At 70.6% G+C, this 16,851-nt stretch carries 14 protein-coding genes; 10 read left to right on the forward strand and 4 right to left on the reverse strand.

The genetic code is table 11. The features are described from left to right. Positions 1-24: 24 nt before the first annotated feature. Positions 25-2,607 carry a N,N-dimethylformamidase beta subunit family domain-containing protein gene (locus tag D7V93_RS00165; protein WP_120641373.1) on the reverse strand — a complete coding sequence of 861 codons (2,583 nt, stop codon included), beginning with the start codon at positions 2,605-2,607 and terminating at the stop codon, positions 25-27. Positions 2,608-2,774: 167 nt separating this feature from the next. After that, positions 2,775-3,968 carry an aspartate kinase gene (locus tag D7V93_RS00170; protein ID WP_120641374.1) on the reverse strand — a complete coding sequence of 398 codons (1,194 nt, stop codon included), beginning with the start codon at positions 3,966-3,968 and terminating at the stop codon, positions 2,775-2,777. A 42-nt stretch (positions 3,969-4,010) separates the two neighbouring features. Between D7V93_RS00170 and D7V93_RS00175 the strand changes: the two genes are divergently transcribed. The 4 genes from D7V93_RS00175 to D7V93_RS00190 are packed head-to-tail and all read left to right on the forward strand — an operon-like array spanning position 4,011 to position 8,629. Further along, positions 4,011-4,754 (forward strand): ABC transporter ATP-binding protein, encoded by a 744-nt coding sequence (locus tag D7V93_RS00175; protein WP_208722875.1) that lies wholly within the window; start codon positions 4,011-4,013, stop codon positions 4,752-4,754. Positions 4,755-4,788: 34 nt separating this feature from the next. After that, complete coding sequence (locus D7V93_RS00180) at positions 4,789-5,592, forward strand: ABC transporter permease (RefSeq protein WP_120641375.1); 804 nt, start codon at positions 4,789-4,791, stop codon at positions 5,590-5,592. 2 nt (positions 5,593-5,594) lie between these two features. Continuing rightward, on the forward strand, positions 5,595-7,163 hold the full coding sequence (locus tag D7V93_RS00185) for a GldG family protein (RefSeq protein ID WP_120641376.1): 1,569 nt from the start codon (positions 5,595-5,597) through the stop codon (positions 7,161-7,163). Then, positions 7,160-8,629 carry a DUF4340 domain-containing protein gene (locus D7V93_RS00190; RefSeq protein WP_120641377.1) on the forward strand — a complete coding sequence of 490 codons (1,470 nt, stop codon included), beginning with the start codon at positions 7,160-7,162 and terminating at the stop codon, positions 8,627-8,629. Before D7V93_RS00185 ends, D7V93_RS00190 begins: the two co-directional genes overlap by 4 nt. A gap of 7 nt (positions 8,630-8,636) precedes the next feature. On the opposite strand, the gene D7V93_RS00195 is transcribed toward D7V93_RS00190, so the two are convergent. Both D7V93_RS00195 and D7V93_RS00200 read right to left on the reverse strand, forming a co-directional pair. Beyond that, positions 8,637-9,341, reverse strand: coding sequence for a metallophosphoesterase family protein (locus D7V93_RS00195; protein ID WP_120641386.1), 705 nt, complete (start codon positions 9,339-9,341; stop codon positions 8,637-8,639). Next, a complete protein-coding gene (locus D7V93_RS00200) occupies positions 9,325-10,182 on the reverse strand; it encodes a nucleotidyltransferase (RefSeq protein WP_244237026.1) in 858 nt (285 codons plus the stop codon). The genes D7V93_RS00195 and D7V93_RS00200 overlap by 17 nt, the downstream gene beginning before the upstream one ends. A 207-nt stretch (positions 10,183-10,389) precedes the next feature. On the opposite strand from D7V93_RS00200, the gene D7V93_RS00205 reads away from it, so the two are divergent. From D7V93_RS00205 to D7V93_RS00230, 6 genes are all read left to right on the forward strand, one after another. Beyond that, positions 10,390-11,391 (forward strand): hypothetical protein, encoded by a 1,002-nt coding sequence (locus tag D7V93_RS00205; RefSeq protein ID WP_120641379.1) that lies wholly within the window; start codon positions 10,390-10,392, stop codon positions 11,389-11,391. Positions 11,392-11,418: 27 nt separating this feature from the next. After that, positions 11,419-11,961 carry an RNA polymerase sigma factor gene (locus D7V93_RS00210; protein WP_233582498.1) on the forward strand — a complete coding sequence of 181 codons (543 nt, stop codon included), beginning with the start codon at positions 11,419-11,421 and terminating at the stop codon, positions 11,959-11,961. Further along, positions 11,958-12,749, forward strand: coding sequence for a DUF4384 domain-containing protein (locus tag D7V93_RS00215; RefSeq protein WP_120641380.1), 792 nt, complete (start codon positions 11,958-11,960; stop codon positions 12,747-12,749). The genes D7V93_RS00210 and D7V93_RS00215 overlap by 4 nt, the downstream gene beginning before the upstream one ends. Then, entirely contained in the window at positions 12,746-14,491 is a 1,746-nt protein-coding gene (locus D7V93_RS00220) for a caspase family protein (RefSeq protein WP_244237027.1), read from the forward strand. Before D7V93_RS00215 ends, D7V93_RS00220 begins: the two co-directional genes overlap by 4 nt. An 11-nt stretch (positions 14,492-14,502) precedes the next feature. Continuing rightward, the gene (locus tag D7V93_RS00225) at positions 14,503-15,456 is read left to right on the forward strand and encodes a hypothetical protein (RefSeq protein WP_244237028.1); all 954 of its coding nucleotides are present in this window, start codon (positions 14,503-14,505) and stop codon (positions 15,454-15,456) included. 115 nt (positions 15,457-15,571) lie between these two features. Further along, positions 15,572-16,851: AmpG family muropeptide MFS transporter (locus D7V93_RS00230; RefSeq protein ID WP_120641388.1), on the forward strand; the 1,280-nt coding region annotated here is incomplete at its 3' end.

Here is a 16,851-nt window from a genome sequence, read left to right on the forward strand (position 1 = left end):
TCAGCGCATCACCGCATCAGGGCATCAGGGCGTGATGGCGCGCAGGAGCGAGTTGCCAGCGTCCGCCACGTACAGCGTCCCGTCCGGTCCCACCGCGAGCCCCGCGGGCAGCACCAGTTGGGCATCCCTGCCCGGGCCATCCGCGGTGCCGTAGCGGCCGCTGCCCGCGAGCGTGGTCAGCTTCTCCGGCTCGCCGGCCGCGTTGAACACGAGGCGGCGCACGCGGTAGTTGCCGGGGTCGGACACCGCGAGCGAGCCGTCCGGCAGCAGCGCGAGCCCCAGGTAGGGCAGCAGCTGGGCGTCCTTCGGATCTCCGTCGCGGAAGCCGGGCGTGGAGCCCGTCATCACGGAGGTGACGCCGTCGCGCACGCGCACCACCCGCGCCATGCCGCTCTCCACGACGTACAGGGTGCCGTCCGCCGCCTGGACCGCGGCGGAGGGCCGGTAGAGCCAGTCGCCCTGCAGCGTCGTCACGGGGTTGCCGGGCGTCACCATGTCGATGCGGCGGATGACGCTGTTGTTCATGTCCGCGACGAGCAGCCCCGTGCCGTCCGGCGTGAAGGACAGCCCCGTGGGCTGGTTGAAGGCCGCCGCGAGGGCGGGCCCGTCCTGGTAGCCGAAGGTGGTGCCCGCGAAGACCTCCGCCTTGCCGTCCGCGGAGATGCGGCGGATGAGGGCGTTCTCCGTGTCGGACACGTAGATGTTGCCCAGCGCGTCCGCGGCGATGCCCATGGGGCCCGCGAGGTTGTTGAGCACCGTGCGGATCTTCCCGTCCGCCGACACGCGCTTGACGGCGTTGCCCAGCGCGTCCGCCACCGCCCAGCCGCCACCCGGCAGGACGGCGACCGCGAGCGGCGCGCCCAGGGCGTCCGACGCAACCTTGCCGTCCGAGTGGCAGCGCTTGCCGGGCTCGCCCGCGACCGTGTGCACGGCCTGCGCGAACGGGCCCTGGGCCTGGGGCTGCGCGGGCGGCTGGAACTTCACCAGGTCGTCCGGCACCTTCCGGCCCAGCGCCTTGTAGAGCACGTTGGCCACGATGCGGCCCGCGCGGGCATCCGGCACGCGGTCCCCCACCCCGGCCAGCTTCTGCACGAAGTCGATGCCGCCCGAGGAGAACACGTACGCGTCCCCCTGCTTGCGCACCACCATGTGCGAGAAGCCGAAGCCGGCCTGGAGCGACAGCGAGGGGGACTCGGAGAGCACGTCCACGCCCGAAGGCTGACGGCCGTTGTTCACCAGCTGATCCACCTCGTAGCCGTTGGCCATCCACAGCGTGTCGCCGTGCTTGAGCCCGGTGCCGGCGAAGGCCCAATGGTCCGGCGCGGTGATGACCGTGGGGAAGGGCCACTGGTGCCAGCGCGCGGCGAACTGCACGCCCAAGAGCGCGTTCTCCGGCCGGGGCGCGGGCAGGTCGCGGAACTTCACCGTCCGGCGCTGATCCTTGTACGGATCCTCCGCGTGGCCCTTGTAGCAGGTGACGATGCGGCGCTCCCGGCCGTCCGCCGCGGGCTCGAAGCGCACCTGCCAGTAGGCGTTGTTCGCGCCCAGGTTCAGGAGCGACCGGCCCTCCGACAGCGCGCGATCCGCGTGGTCGCGCTGCTTCGAGGACCAGTACTCGTCGTGCCCGGACATCACGAACACCTTCGCGCCGCGCAGGAAGTCGTAGCTCTCGTCCAGGTCCTCGTCGGTGAAGTAGCCCACGTCCAGGTCCTGCGACTCCAGCCACGTCACCAGGCTGAGGTCGTCCGTCATCAGGCCCCCGGTGCCCTGGGCCCGGTAGTAGGGCCGGTCATACGAGGACTGGAAGGCGCGGGTGACGCCGTGCGACTTCATCACGCCCTTCTGATCATCGTAGAGGCTGGTGCCGCCCCAGGTGTTGTACGCCGCCCACGTGGCGGTGGGGATGAGCACCGCGATTTCTGAACGCGGGTTGGCGTCGCGGACGAAGAAGGGCACGTAGCGCGACGGCTGGTCCTCGCGCACGAGCTTCATCACGTACACGCCACGCACCCAGTCCTTCCCGATGGGGATCTCCAGCGTGGGAGACCACCCGCAGGCGATGATGCCCGTCGTCAGGTCCGCCGGGCAGTCCGCCTGCCGCGTGCCCTTCACGGGGCCACCGCGCGCGACCTCGCGGGCTCCCACGCCGCCGTAGTAGCCCAGGCGGTAGACGAACCACGTGAAGCTCTTCGCCTCCGACAGCGACACCGCCACGCGCAGCGACTCGCCCTGCTTCAACGTGGCCTGGAGGGGGTAGCCCTCGATTTCACGCTGGTTGGCGTTGCGGGTGATGCGCCAGTTGGCGGTCCCCTTCTTCTGGTTCTCCTTGTGCACCGCGTCCGCGTCGCGCGCGGGCAGCGAGGTGCCGCCATCCGGCAGGGTCTCGTCGGGGTCGTCCGGGATGCCCGCGTCGTATTCGGGCACGATGACGCCGCCGTCCGGGGCAGGGTCCACCCCCGCGTCGTCGTTGTTCAGCGGGGGATCATCATGGCGATCGCCGGGAGGAGGCGTGCCCGGGGCAGGACCCGAGTCCTTGCATCCGGCGGCACCCGTCACCAGGAGCGCCAACACCACCCCCAGTCCCATCCACTGACGACCCTGTCCCATTGACCGCCCCTCCACCCCGGGTGTTCAGGAGCGGAGGGTAGGCATCGACTTCCGGGAGGGAAGCACCCTGCCCGATGTGGGAACAAAAGTTCGACACTTCCACCGCGCGAATGCCCGAGCGGCCACGCAAGTGTCCGGATCAGCGAAGGGCCATGGGACTCGCGCTGTCAGCTACCCAGCAGTTCCCGGTGCAGCCTCGCCGTCAGCGGCTTGAGGTGGGACTTGTCCACCAGCAGGGTTACCTGCAAGGGGGAGGTGCTCACGGCATGCACCCGGGCAGACAGGCCCTCGGCCGCCGCCAGGGCTTTTCTCAGGGGCACCCAGTCCGCGTTGAGGCCCACGCCCACGCAGGTGACGGTGCCCCAGCCGTCGCGCCACCCCACCGCCGGACCGAAGCGCGTGGCCAGCTCCCGCTGGAGCGCCTCCGGACCATGCACGTCCGCGAGCGGCACCGCGAGGAACGTGCGCCCCGGCGCGCCCGGCAGCCCATCATGCGCGAGCGTGCGGCCGCGCACGGCGCGCGCGTCCAGGAACTCCAGCAGCTCTTCCAGGGTCACGCCGGCCCCGGCGACGAGCACCGCCATCTCCGCGTCGGCCGTCACGCCCTTGACGCGGCTGTCGGTGGGCACGGCCAGCTCCTGCACGGCGGTGCCGGTGCCCTGGCCGTGCGCGGTGCGCGCGAGGATGGTGATGCCGCGCGACTTGGCCCACTCCACGGCCTGGGCGTTGAGGACCTTGGCCCCGGCGCTCGCCAGCTCCTGCATCTCGTCGTAGCTCAGGGACTCCAGCTTGCGGGCGTCCGGCACCACGCGCGGATCCGCGCTGAAGACGCCGTCCACGTCCGAGTAGATTTCACACGCCTCCGCCTCCAGCGCCGCCGCCAGCGCGACCGCCGTGGTGTCCGAGCCGCCGCGCCCCAGCGTCGTCACCTCCTTCTTGAAGGAGACGCCCTGGTAGCCCGCGACGATGACGACCTTGCCGTTCGCCAGCTCCTCCTGGATGCGGTAGGGCCGCACCTCCACGATGCGGGCCTGCGCGTGCGCGTCGTTGGTGATGATGCCGCTCTGGCTGCCGGTGAAGCTGATGGCCGGCACGCCGTGCTCCTGGAGCGCCATGGACAGGAGGGCCATGGAGATGCGCTCGCCGCACGAAAGGAGCATGTCCAGCTCGCGCCGGGGCGGGTCCGCCGACACGCCCTTGGCGAGCGCCAGCAGCTCGTCCGTCGTGTCGCCCATGGCGCTGACCACCACCACCACCTGGTAGCCCGAGTCCCGCTTCTCCTTCACGCGACGGGCGACCTTGCCGAGCTTCTCCACGTCGGCGACCGATGAGCCGCCGTACTTCTGCACCACGATTGGCATCCGCGCCTCGCTTCCCGGGCAGTGTAAAGTCCGCCCCCGCGCATGCCAATCACCGAGAATCCCATCATCGAGGTGCGCAACCTCACCCGGCGCTACCGCGATCGCGTGGCCATCGAGGACCTGTCCTTCACCGTGGGTGAGGGAGAAATCCTTGGCTTCCTCGGGCCCAACGGCGCGGGCAAGTCCACCACGATGAAGATCCTCACCGGCTTCCTGCCGCCCTCCGGGGGCCAGGTGAAGGTGGCCGGCTTCGACGTGTCCACGCACCCGATGGAGGTCAAACGGCGCATCGGGTACCTGCCGGAGACGCCGCCGCTGTACCCGGAGCTGACGGTGCACGGCTACCTGACGTTCGTGGCCGCGCTCAAGCAGGTGCCCGGCCGCGCGGTGAAGGCGGAGGTGGCGCGCGTGGCGGGGCTCACCGCGCTGGACGACGTGATGGGCCGCGTGCTCCAGAACCTGTCCAAGGGCTTCCAGCAGCGCGTGGGCATCGCGCAGGCGCTGCTCGGCTCGCCGCCGGTGCTCATCCTCGACGAGCCCACGGAGGGGTTGGATCCCACGCAGCGCGCGGAGCTGCGCGCGTTGATCCGGAGCCTGGCGGGCAGGCACACCGTGCTCCTGTCCACGCACATCCTCCCGGAGGTCACCATGACCTGCGAGACGGTGCTCATCCTCCACCGGGGCCGCGTGGTGGCCCACGAGGCCATCGCCACGCTCGCGAAGTCCCACGGCCAGGCGGAGCACGCCTCGCTGGAAGAAGTCTTCATCAAGCTGACCGCCGCCTGAGCGCCTCCCCTTCCCCTTCGAGGATTCCCCCAGCATGCGCACCGCCCTGGCCATTGCCCGCAAGGAGCTGGCCGTCGCCTTCACCACCCCGTGGGCCTACGTCGTGTTCACGGCGATGGCGGCGCTCTCGTCGTTCTTCTTCGTCAGCCTGCTGGAGCAGTTCCAGCAGGTGCAGGCGCTGGCGCGGGAGCACGGCTGGAGCAAGCTGCCGCCGGACTCGGTCGTCTACCGCAACCTCACCGACGGCGTGGTGGTGCAGCTGTGGGGCGTGGTGCTGATCATCACGCTCTTCGTGGCGCCCTTCCTGTCCATGCGGCTGTTCGCGGAGGAGAAGCGCCAGAAGACGTTCGCGCTCCTCTTGACGACGCCGGTGCGGCCGGTGGACATCGTGCTGGGCAAGTACCTGGGAGGCCTGGGCCTCATCTTCGTCACGCTGGGGCTGACGCTGGTGTTCCCGTTGCTGCTGTCGGTGGTGGGCTCGAGCGCGTCCGGGCCCGCGCTGGAGTGGCCCACGGTGCTCCTGGGCTACGGAGCGGTGCTGCTGTGGGGCGCCACCTGCATGGCGGTGGGCCTGTTCATCTCCGCGCTGACGGAGAGCCAGATGCTGGCGGCCTTCCTCACCTTCACCGTGCTGCTGCCATGGATGCTCCTGCGCGCCGTGGCCCAGTCCACGGAGGAGCCGCTGCGCTCGTTCTTGAGCTACCTGTCCTTCGACACCCAGTTGCAGGGGATGATCCAGGGCGTCCTGGAGGTGCAGGCGCTGGTGTTCTTCGCGTCCGTCATCCTGTTCTCGCTGCTGCTCACCCACCGCGCGGTGGAAGCGCAGCGCTACGCGTGACCATGAGAGCGAACTCCATCTCCCAGGTGCAGGGGGCCTTCGGACTGCTGCTCCTGCTGTCCAGTCCCTTCACGCTGTTGCTCACCTCCGGCAGCGTGCCGCTCGCCGTGGGCAAGGCGGTGCTGGGCGCCGTGATGCTCGCGCATTACGTCGTCACGCAGCGCCAGGAGCTGGGGCGCGCGGGCTCACGCCGCACGGGGCGGTTCCTCGCGACCACCGTGATCACCACGCTCGCGGCGCTGGGCGTGCTGGTGGCCCTCAACGTCCTCGCGTTCCAGAACAACCGGCGCTTTGATCTGACGCGGGAGCGCATCTTCTCGCTCGCGCCGCAGACGCGCGAGACGCTCGCGGGCCTGAAGGAGCCGGCGCACGCGCTGGCGCTCATCCCGCCCACGCACCCGTCCTATGGCGAGCTGGAGGAGCTGTTCCGGCGCTACCACGAGGCGGCGCCCCAGACGTTCGACTACGCGTTCGCGGATCCGCGCCGCGAGCCCGCCCTGGCCGCGAGGTACCAGCTCAAGGACGGCCAGACGCTGGTCGTCGTCTCGCGCGGCGAGGGCGAGGATGCGCCCCACACCACCCTGCCCCTCCCCTCCGAGCAGGAGCTGACCAACGCCCTCATCCAGCTGGGCGCGGCGGGCGCGCAGAAGGTGTACGTGCTCGAAGGGCATGGCGAGTGGCCGCTGGAGACGCCGAACGGTCCCCAGGGTCCGGGCGACGGGCTGTCGGAGCTGCGGCGGCAGCTGCTCCGCGAGGGCTACCGCCCCGAGCCCCTCAACCTCCTGGGCCTCAAGGAGGTGCCGCGCGACGCGGGGCTGCTGATCATCGCGGGGGCGAAGGAGGACTACACGGCTCCGGAAGTGGCGGCCCTGCGCACCTACCTGGGCGAGGGCGGCCGGCTGCTGTACTTCACCGACGTGGGCACGACGGACGGGCTGGGCCTGTTCCTCGCGGACTACGGCGTGCAGGTGGACGACGGCGTGGCGGCGGACGCGCAGTTCAACGCGGGCAATCCGTTCGTCCTCGTGTCGAACTTCTTCGGCAAGCACGTCATCACCCGCCCCCTGCAGGAGCGCGCGTTCAACGTGCAGCTTCCCACCGTGCGCAGCCTCACGCTGTTCCGCGAGGGCTTCCTGCCCGGCGTGAAGGTGGAGCCGGTGCTGCTCACGTCGCCCTATGCCTGGGTGGAGACGCGGCCCCAGGAGGACACCACCCCGTCCGATGGCGAGAAGATGGGACAGCTCACGCTCGTGGCCGCCGCGGCGCGGGACACGCGCGGCGCGGAGGCCCGGCGCTTCGACGAGGCGCGGCTGGTGGTGATGGGGGACTCGGAGCTGCTGCTGGATCCGAACTGGGGCCATGAGGCCAACCGCAACCTGGTGATGAACGCCCTGGGCTGGGCGTCCCACCAGGTGGAGAAGATCACCCTGCGCCCCCCCGACCGCGAGACGTCCACCCTGGAGCTGAGCGCGGGGCAGCTCCAGGTGCTGCGCTTCGTCTCCACCGACCTGCTTCCCTTGTCGCTGCTGGGTGTGGGGCTCGCCGTCTGGCTGTCACGGAGGAACCGGTGAGGACTTCTGGATTCGTGGTGCTGGGGCTCGCGGTGCTGGGGCCGTGGGCGTGTTCGCGTGAAGCGGAGAAGCCGGCGCCTCCGAAGCTCTTCGCGACGGAGGCCTCGGAACCGGCGCGTGGCTCCACTGCGCCAGCGGCCCCCGTCTTCACCCACCTGACGGTGAAGGCCCGGGGCGCCACCACGGAGCTGGAGCGGACGCCCGAGGGCTGGCGGCTCACCGCCCCCGTGGAGACGAAGGCGGATCCGTACGCGGTGGAGGCCCTGGTGCAGCAGCTCACCACGGCGAAGTTCAAGGCCACGGTGAACGCCTCGCCGTCGGACGCGGACCTGAAGAAGTACGGCCTCACGTCGCCCACCTTCACCGTGACGGCGCGGGCCTATGTCCCGGACGCGAGCGGCGGCGGCGCGGAGGATCCATCCCGGCAGCGCACCGTGACGCTGTCGGGTGGGGAGGAGAACCCCTTCGACGGCTCCGTGTACGTGCGCCGCGAGGGCGACGCGACCGTCTACGCGGCCGAGGGCGCCGTGCGGTGGGCGCTCGACAAGGGCCCCTTCGAGCTGCGCGCCAAGGAGTTCCTGGGCCCGCTGGACGCCGCGTCGCTCCAGTCCATCGAGGTGACGGCGAAGGCGCACGCGTACCAGTTGACGCGCGACGTGGACGGCAAGGCGTGGCGGCTGGTGAAGCCGGAGCCGACGCGCGCGAACGCCAGCCGCGTGAGCGACCTGCTCACCGCGTTCGCCGGACAGCAGGCCCTGTCGTTCCCCGAGGACTCCCCCGCCCAGCGGAAGGCCCTGGGCCTGGACGCGCCCGTCGTGGATGCGCGCTTCGTGCCCTCCTCGGGCGAGCCCATCCGCGTGCGGCTGTCCCAGGTGACGCGCGAGGGCGTCCCCCAGGTCTACGCGCTGCGCGAGCAGGGCACGCGCTCCACGCTGGCGGAGGTGGAGGAGCGCGCGCTGACGACGCTGGACGTCGGGGTGCCGGAGCTGAAGGACCGGCGCGTGCTCGCGTTCCCGCGCGAGGCCGTGCGGCGGCTGGAGTTCCATCCCGGAGGCAAGGCCGCGCCCGTGGTGGTGACGCGCGGTTCATCCGCGGACGGCGGCACCGACGCGTGGCAGGTGGAGGGCCCCGACGGGGGACGCGCGCGGCACTTCCGAGTAGTGAAGCTCCTGGGCACGCTCGAAGCGCTGAAGGCCGCCGCGTTCGGCGAAGCCAACGCGAAGCGGTGGGAGCGCTACGGCATCAGCGAGGCGTCCCGGAGCGTGGTGCTGCGCGACGCGGACGGGAAGGAGCTGGCGCGGCTGTGGCTGGGCAACGCGGTGCCGGAGCAGGAGGAGCGGCTCTACGCGCGCGGCTCCGGACCGGACCTGCTGGAGGTCTCCGCGAGCGCCGTGGCGGACCTGCCCACGAGCGCCGCGGACCTGAAGGACGCGCCGCCCGACGGCGGCGGGGCTCCCGCGCCCTGAGGCGGCGTCAGACCTCCATCAAGGCGAAGCGCTGCTCGGGCGTGAACTTGGTGAGCAGCGGCATCGCCACGTTGAACACGGGGATGCCGCTCTTCGTCTTGCCCTCGCGCGCGCCGTGGTGCGCATGGCCGTGGAAGACGTAGGCCGCGCCGTAGTGGTCGATGGGCATCGACAGGCGGCTCGTGCCGAGGAAGGGGCGGATCTCGATGTTCTCCCCCTCCAGCGTCTCCGGGATGGGGGCGTAGTGCATGATCACGACCTTCTTCTCCGTGTCCAGGTGGCTGAGCGCCGCCTCCAGCTTGAGCGACTCCTTGACGGCCTCCTGCACGAAGGACTTCGTCTCGCCTTCGCCGAAGGCCTGCAACGTCGCGTTGCCGAAGCCCCCTCCGAAGCCCTTCACGCCCGCCACGCCCAGCACCTTCTCGAAGATGAAGTGGTCCCCGTCGAGGATGTGCACCCCTACCTTGGACAGCTCCGAGCAGATGTCCTTCACCTGCCCGTGTTCGTAGTCGTGGTTGCCCAGCACCGCGGCGCACGGGACGCGCAGGGCGGACAGCTCCTCGGCCAGCACCTTCCCCTCTTCCAGCATGCCGCGATCCGTCAGGTCGCCGCACAGCAGCAGGAGATCCGCCGAGGCGTTCACCTGCTTGACGAATTGACGGAAGCGGCCGTGCTGGTCGTCCCGACAGTGGAGGTCACCGACCGCTGCCAGCCGTATTTTCGAGCTCGGATCTCGCGCCACGCACGTCCCCCTCGGGTCGTTCCTGTTCGTCCCACGCCCTGCCGTCCCCAAAGCCCCAGTGATGGATGTCCACGTGGTAGTTCACCTTGGACACCAGGTTGCCGCGGCACAGGCGCGTATCCCAGCTGCCATCCCGCACCGTCTGGAGCGTGCGGCTCATCAGCTCCGTCATCACGTAGTTGGGCACGATGTCGCGCTCGCTGGGATAGGCGAAGCGGAACATCATCAGGTGGCTGAGCAGCACCTCCCAGTAGCGGTCAAACCGCCGGAGGATGCGATCCCAGTCCATCTCCCGCCCCGCCTTGAGGATGAGGTGGTTGATGTCCGCGCCGTCATAGCGTTCGCGTTCGGTGACGAAGGCCTTGGACCAGATCATCTCCTCGGCGGGAGCGATGAGACACTCGTAGCCGAAGATGTTGGCCTTCTTGGCGTTCGTGAACCACTCGTCGTCCACCGTCGCCACGCCGTTGCCGGACGAGAAGATGAAGTCGACGAAGTAGTCGCCCTTGTAGGCCTTGTAGATCCACACCTCGTCGTGGTGCTCGGTGCGCCACCCGTCCTTCTCCAGGACCTCCAGCGCGCGGACCGCATCCGCCTTGCGCGGGAACAGGTCCAGGTCCTTGGTGTCGCGGTAGATGCCCGTATAGGTGGCGTAGGCATAGGCCCCGCCCACCACGAATGGCACCCCGGCGTCATGGAGCAGGCCGACGGCTCTGGCGCGGGCGTTGATTTCGTCCGGCGCACGCTCCCGCTCGGCGAGCGCGGCGTCCGTACCCATGTCCCCGGGATGGTTCGGGTGTCGTTTTTCCATGGGCGAAAGGTAGGGATGCTCCATTTCGGCCGTCTGGCAGGCGGGCGTGGGCGGCCGGAGGGCAGGCAGCCGAGTTCCAAAGGGTTGGTTTCATTGGAACTTCTTTCCTCAAGCGAGCCCTTTTTCTGTTTTCCGGTCGGCCGGTGTCCATAGGAGCGAATTCACTGCCGCACGGCCCGCGCGACGGGCCCTGAAAGGACACCGACCATGCTGCGCAAGAGCCTGCTGTGTGCCGCCTCCCTGCTGTTCGCCGGTTGCGACAATGCCGAGACCAACGACGCGGACACGTTCCGCAACGGCCTGCCGTCCAAGGAGATGATGCAGGTGAAGGCGCCGAAGGAGGACGGCCAGGGGCTGACGGCGAGCGACCCGTCCGCGATGTATGGCCAGAACCAGAAGGCCGAGTACTACCAGGCGACGGTGGCGGCCACGGTCTCCGTGAACGGCGGCACGCTGTGGGTGCTGAGCCTCATCGAGTCGATCACGAAGTATCCGCCCACGACGCTGGAGGAGAACAAGGCGGTGTGGGGCCCGAGCACGGAGGCGCTGAGCCCCACGACGTGGCGGCTGACGGTGACGAAGTCGGGGGACGCGTCGTTCTCGTGGGTGCTGGAGGGCAAGGCGAAGGCGGACACGGACAGCGCCTTCAAGGCGGTGCTGTCTGGCACGCAGACGGTGGCGGTGGACGCGGAGGGTGAGCGCCAGAAGGGCTTCGGCTCCGGCGAGCTGTTCATCGACTGGGACGCGTCGCACAGCCTGCCGGATGGCGACGAGAACGTGGGCACGGTGGAGATCCGCTACGCGCGCCCGAGCGCCACGGCGGACGCCACGGTGGACGCGGACTTCCACCAGGTGCGCGACGACAAGAACCCGCAGCAGCGCGTGGACGGGAAGTACCACTACAAGGCGTCCGCGACGGCGGGCGGCGAGTTCGACTTCTCGACGAACAAGGACATCGACAACAACGATCCGCTGCGCGCGAAGCTGGAGAAGCTGAGCATCAAGAGCCGCTGGACGGCGACGGGCGTGGGCCGCTCGGACATCAAGGTGGCCGGGGGCGACCTGGTGGGCGAGGCCACGCTGAGCGAGTGCTGGGACACGAACTTCCTGAGCACGTACTTCCGCGTCAGCCTGGACCCGCGCCTGGGGTATGGCGAGGCGGAGACGTCCTGCGGCGGCTTCACCGCGGCGGTGTACTCGTCGCTGTGAGCCTCCTCGCGGTAGGCTGAGCCGCGCGTGACCGGACCGACCCCGCTGGCCCTGAAGGTGGTGCCTCCTCGAACCCCCGAGGACCGGCGGGTCGTCCTGCGCGACCTGTATGTGAAGTACGGCGGCAGCGTGCGTGAGCGCTGCCGCTACCTGCTGAAGGACGCGAGCCGGGCGGAGGACGCGATGCAGGACGTCTTCGCCCGCGCGCTGGTGCACGGGGATTCGTTCCGCGCGGAGGCGTCTCCGCTGACGTGGTTGATGAAGATCGCCACGCACCACTGCCTCAACCAGCTGCGCTCGGAAGGGGCGGCGTGGCGGCGGTGGTTCGCCCGGGACGAGGCGGCCCGCTCCGAGGGCCACGGCGGGGCGGAGGCGATGGAGACGCGGGACCTGGTGCGCAAGCTGCTGGCGCGGGTGGACGCGGAGACGCAGGCGGCGGCCATCCACTACCACGTGGACGGGATGACATTGGAAGAGGTGGCCGCGGTGCTGGGGCGTTCGGTGCCCACGGTGCGCAAGCGGCTGGAAGCCTTCGCGGAGCTGGGTGGAGAGGAGCTGAACGTCCGATGAGCGCGCACGAGTCGACCTGGACATTGCGCCGCCTGCACGTCGGCGAGCTGCCCGCCCTGGAAGCGGCCCGCGTCCGGGAGCATGCGGAGACGTGCGAGGCGTGTGGCGCGCAGCTCCGGTCCTTCTCCGCGACGCAGGCCGCGTTCGAGGCGGAGGTTCCATTCGAGCGCTTCGAGGCGGGCGTGGAGCGCACCGTCGAGCGTCAGGCGCGGGCAGCGAAGGAGCCGGTGACGCGGGCAGCGTGGGTGCGGCCGCTGAAGGCGGTGGCGGCGTCGGTGTTCGTGCTGGTGCTGGCGCTACCGCTGCTGTATCGCGACGGCGTGGGGACGGTGCAGCCTCCGGTGATGGGCAACCGGATGAAGGGCGGCGCGGGCGCGGAGCTGCGCATCGGAGGAGGCGCGGAGCCGCAGCGCGTGGCGAGCTTGGATGCGCCGGAGGCCTTGCGGCCCGGTGAGCGTGTGCGGCTGGGCTACACGCCGGAGACGCACCGCTACGTGGCGGCGCTGTCGGTGGATGTCTGGGGCGAAGTGACGCCGCTGTATCCGGAGTCGGGAGACAGCCTCGCGGTGGAGCCGGGCGCGGGGACGCACTGGTTGCCGGAGAGCGTGGAGTTCACGGGCGTGGGTGCTGAGCGCGTGGTGCTGGTGCTGACGGATGCGCCGGTGTCGATGGAGGCCCTGAGCGACGCGGCGCGGAAGTCCTTCGAGGCGGCGGGACGGAACGTCACGCTCATGGCTCCGCTGGACGTGGCGGGCGAGCAGGCGCAGTGGATCCTGCTGAAGCCATGAGCCACCGCGTTCCAGGCGGCTGGACCGCGCTCGTGAGGGGGCTTGTTCCGGCCCCGGTGCGGGCGCTCGCCGCGAGGCTCCTTGCCTCGGGTCGGGCGCGGGCACTCGTCACGAAGATCCTTGGTTCGGCCCCATTGCCGACACTCACCGCGAAGCTTCGCGCGTCGCTGCCGGGGTTCACGCTGGCGTTCGCCTTGGTGTCCACCGCGGCGCACGCGGACACGCTGCACCGCTTCGCGCTCATCGCGGGCAACGACACGGGCGGCGGCGACACGCGCCCCTTGAGCTACGCGCGCGACGATGCGCGCAAGATGCACGACCTGCTCACCCGGCTGGGGGGCGTGGCTCCGTCAGACGCGAAGCTCCTCCTTGATGACGACGCGAAGGACTTCCTCACCGCGCTGTCGGACCTGGAGCAGCGGGCGCGCACGGCCCAGGCTCGCGGGGAGCGCACGGCGCTGTTCGTCTACTACTCCGGCCACGCGAAGGACGGAGCGCTGCGGCTGGGTGACTCGCGGCTGGCCTTCGACGCGCTCAAGCGCCGGCTGGCGGACGCGCCCGTGGACATCCGCATCGCCATCCTGGACTCGTGCCGCTCCGGCGCGCTCACGCGCACCAAGGGGGCCCGCAAGGCCCCCGCCTTCGACGTGGAGTCCGGCGCGGCACGCGATGCCCGGGGCGTCGTCATCCTCACCTCCAGCGCGGCGGACGAGGACTCGCAGGAGTCGGACGCGCTGGGCGGCAGCTACTTCTCCCACCACCTGGCGAGCGGCCTGCTGGGCGACGCGGACCGCAGCGGCGACGGACGCGTGACGCTCTTCGAGGCGTACTCGCATGCCTACGCGCGCACCGTGGCGGACACGGCCGACAGCAGCGCGGGCCCGCAGCACCCCACGTTCAGCTACGACCTCGCGGGCAACGGCGACCTGGTCCTCACCGACCTGCGCGCGAGCGCCGAGGGACTCGTGGTCCCCGGCGGTGCCCCCCCGGGCTCGTACTACTTCGTGGATCCGGGCGGTCTGGTGGTCGCGGAGCTGGACAAGGCCGCGGACACGGAGCGACGCGTGGCCCTGGCCCCCGGCACCTACCGCGTGAAGCGCCGGCTGAGCGACCGGCTGCGCATCGGTGAGGTCGAGATCGCGCGCGGCCGGACCACGGTGCTGGAGGAGCCGCGCCTCAAGGACGCGCCCTTCTCCGACGACCCCGTGAAGGGCGCGGGCCGGGGCCGGGACACGTGGTGGGCCTTCGGCCTCACGGGCGGCTACCAGTCCTTCTTCGACGCGGCCACGCGTCAGTCCCTCTTCCTCTCCGTGCCCCTGTTCGGCGCGGAGGCCGAGCTGCACGACTACTTCCGCCGCGACTGGGTCTGGGGCTTCGACGCGGCCGTGGGCGGAACCCGGAGCGTCCTCGCGCTGCCCACGCTCGCGGGGCCAACGTACCGGTACTCGGTGGTGAACCTGGGCACCAGCCTCACCACCGAGTGGCCCCTGGGCCGCGTCGCGCCGTTCGTGGGCGCGCGGCTGGCGTACCTCATCCTGGGCCGCCAGTTCGAGGACGCGGCGTTCCCGGATCAGCGCTTCGCCATGGTGTCCCCGGGCCTGGTGGCCGGCGCGCGGTTGCAGCTCACGCGCAGCGTCCACCTCACCACGCGCGGCCGGCTGCAGTACCTCCAATACAACGTCGATGCGCAGCGCTCCCTGGGCTACTGGGAACTGGCCGCGCTCCTCACCTACGCGCCATGAGAGAGCACGTCATGCGATACCTGGCCCCGGCCCTGCTCTGCCTCCTCGCCGTCGCGTGCGGCGGCGACTTCTCCAACGACGACCTGGAGTTCCAGAACGCCCTGCCCCAGCGCCAGGACCTGGCCGCGAAGCTGCCGGACGCCGCGGCCCGCTCCGGCCAGGGGCTGCGCTCCCAGCGGGTCGGCCTCCAGGCGCTGGGCGGCACGTCGGCGCTGGCCATGGAGTCCTACGCCGCGGGCACGCGGTTCAACACCAGCGTGGACGCCCTGCTGTCCCTCCTGGAGCTGTTCCGGAACGCGCCGCCCACCACGCGCGAGACCGACCGGCGCATCTGGGGCCCCTACCCCGCCGACGACCATCCGGGCCACGAGCTGCGCTTCGTGATGGAGCGCCAGGGCGCCCAGTTCGCCTACCTCCTCCAGTACCGTCCGAAGGGCGGGAGCGAGGACGCGTGGTGGACCTACCTGCCCGGCACCTTCAAGGCGGACGGTGGCATCCGCAAGGGCGAGGGCACGCTCGCGCTGGACCTGAAGGCGGCCCGCGCACACGGCTTCGACACGGGCGACGCGACCAGCCTGGATCGGCTGGACATCGGCTACCAGACCCGGGCGCTGCCCACGCGCGTGGAGCTGCTCTTCACGGGCGCGGGGGCCACGCTGCCCCTGACGCGCTATGCGTCGCGGCAGGTGCCGGAGGGGCTGGGGGAGATGGCGTTCCGCCTGCCGGGCACGGACCTGATTCCCGGCGGGCTCCTGGAGACGCTGGACATCCTGGCGCGCTGGACGCCGGATGGCCGGGGCGTGCTGGTGCTGAACATCCTCGAAGGCGACGCGAAGGGCGCGAAGTACACCGAGTGCTGGGACTCCCGGACGCGGATCACCTTCCTGCGCCGCAACTGGGACTTCCTCAACCCCACCGAGGGCGACGCCTCCACCTGCCCGGACGTGTCCGCGCTGGAGCCGTAGCGACAGGCCGCCCGGGCTGGTGCCCGGACAGCAGCCGGGCGGACATTCCGGGCCCCTGGGAAGGTGACGTGCGGGGCGGATTCTCTATGCTGGGGGCCGCTTCCCCACGCCCTCCATGCCCAATCCCTCGCTTCTCACCGTCTTGAAGAGCCGGCGCATCTGGCTCCTGATGGCCGTCGGCTTCGCGTCCGGCCTCCCCCTGTGGCTGACCGGCGTCACGCTGTCCGCGTGGATGAAGAACGAGGGGGTGAACCTCAAGACCATCGGCATCTTCAGCCTCGTGGCGCTGCCCTACACCTTCAAGGTGCTGTGGGCGCCGCTGATGGACCGCTACACGCTGCCCTTCCTGGGCCGGCGGCGCGGCTGGATGCTGCTGACGCAGGTGCTGCTGATGGGCGCCATCTCCGCCATGGGGCTCGTCAACCCGAAGGACGCCCCCATCGCCATGGCGTGCATGGCCGTGGTGGTGACGTTCCTGTCCGCCAGCCAGGACATCGTCGCGGACGCGTGGCGCACGGACATCCTCACGATGGAGGAGCGCGGGCTGGGCAATTCGATGTACGTCACCGGCTACCGGATGGGCATGCTCGTCGCGGGCGGACTGGCGTTCGTCCTGTCGGACATCCTGGGCTGGTCGAAGACGTACTACGTGATGGGCCTGCTCATGATCGTGGGCGTGGTGGCCACGCTGCTGGCCCCGGAGCCCCAGAGCGTGCGGCCTCCGCGCAACCTGCTGGACGCGGTGGTGAAGCCCTTCGTGGACTACTTCCGCCGGGAGTACGCGCTGGGGGTGCTCGCGTTCCTGGTGCTCTACAAGCTGGGGGACGCCATCGCCGCCAGCATGGTGACGCCCTTCTACATCGAGCTCGGGTTCTCCAACACGGAGATTGGCGCGCTCAGCAAGACGCTGGGCATGCTGGCCACCATCGGTGGCGGCCTGCTGGGCGGCGTGCTGATGGTGAAGCTCAGCATGCGCCGCGCGCTGTTCATCTTCGGCGCCGCGCAGGGCCTCACCAACCTGGGCTTCCTGGCCCTGTCGCTCGTCGGCAAGAACGACCTGATGCTCGCGACCGCCATCACCCTGGACAACGTGTGCACGGGCCTGGGCGTGATGGCGTTCGCGGCCTTCCTCATGTCGCTGTGCCACAAGAGCTTCAGCGCCACGCAGTACGCGCTCCTGTCCACGATGGGCACCATCGCCAACCGGCTCATCGGCTCCGTGTCCGGCTACCTGGCCACGTGGCTGGGCTGGCCCACCTTCTTCGCCTTCACCGCCGCGGCGGCCATCCCCGCGCTGGTGCTGCTCACGTTCCTGCCGGAGCACGCCGCCCGGCCCGTGGAGGACGAGCCCCCCGCGCCCCAGGCCATGCCGCCCTCCGCTCCCGCGGCCTCCGT

Source organism: Corallococcus llansteffanensis, from assembly GCF_003612055.1.
In the GTDB taxonomy this organism is placed as follows: Bacteria; Myxococcota; Myxococcia; order Myxococcales; family Myxococcaceae; genus Corallococcus; species Corallococcus llansteffanensis.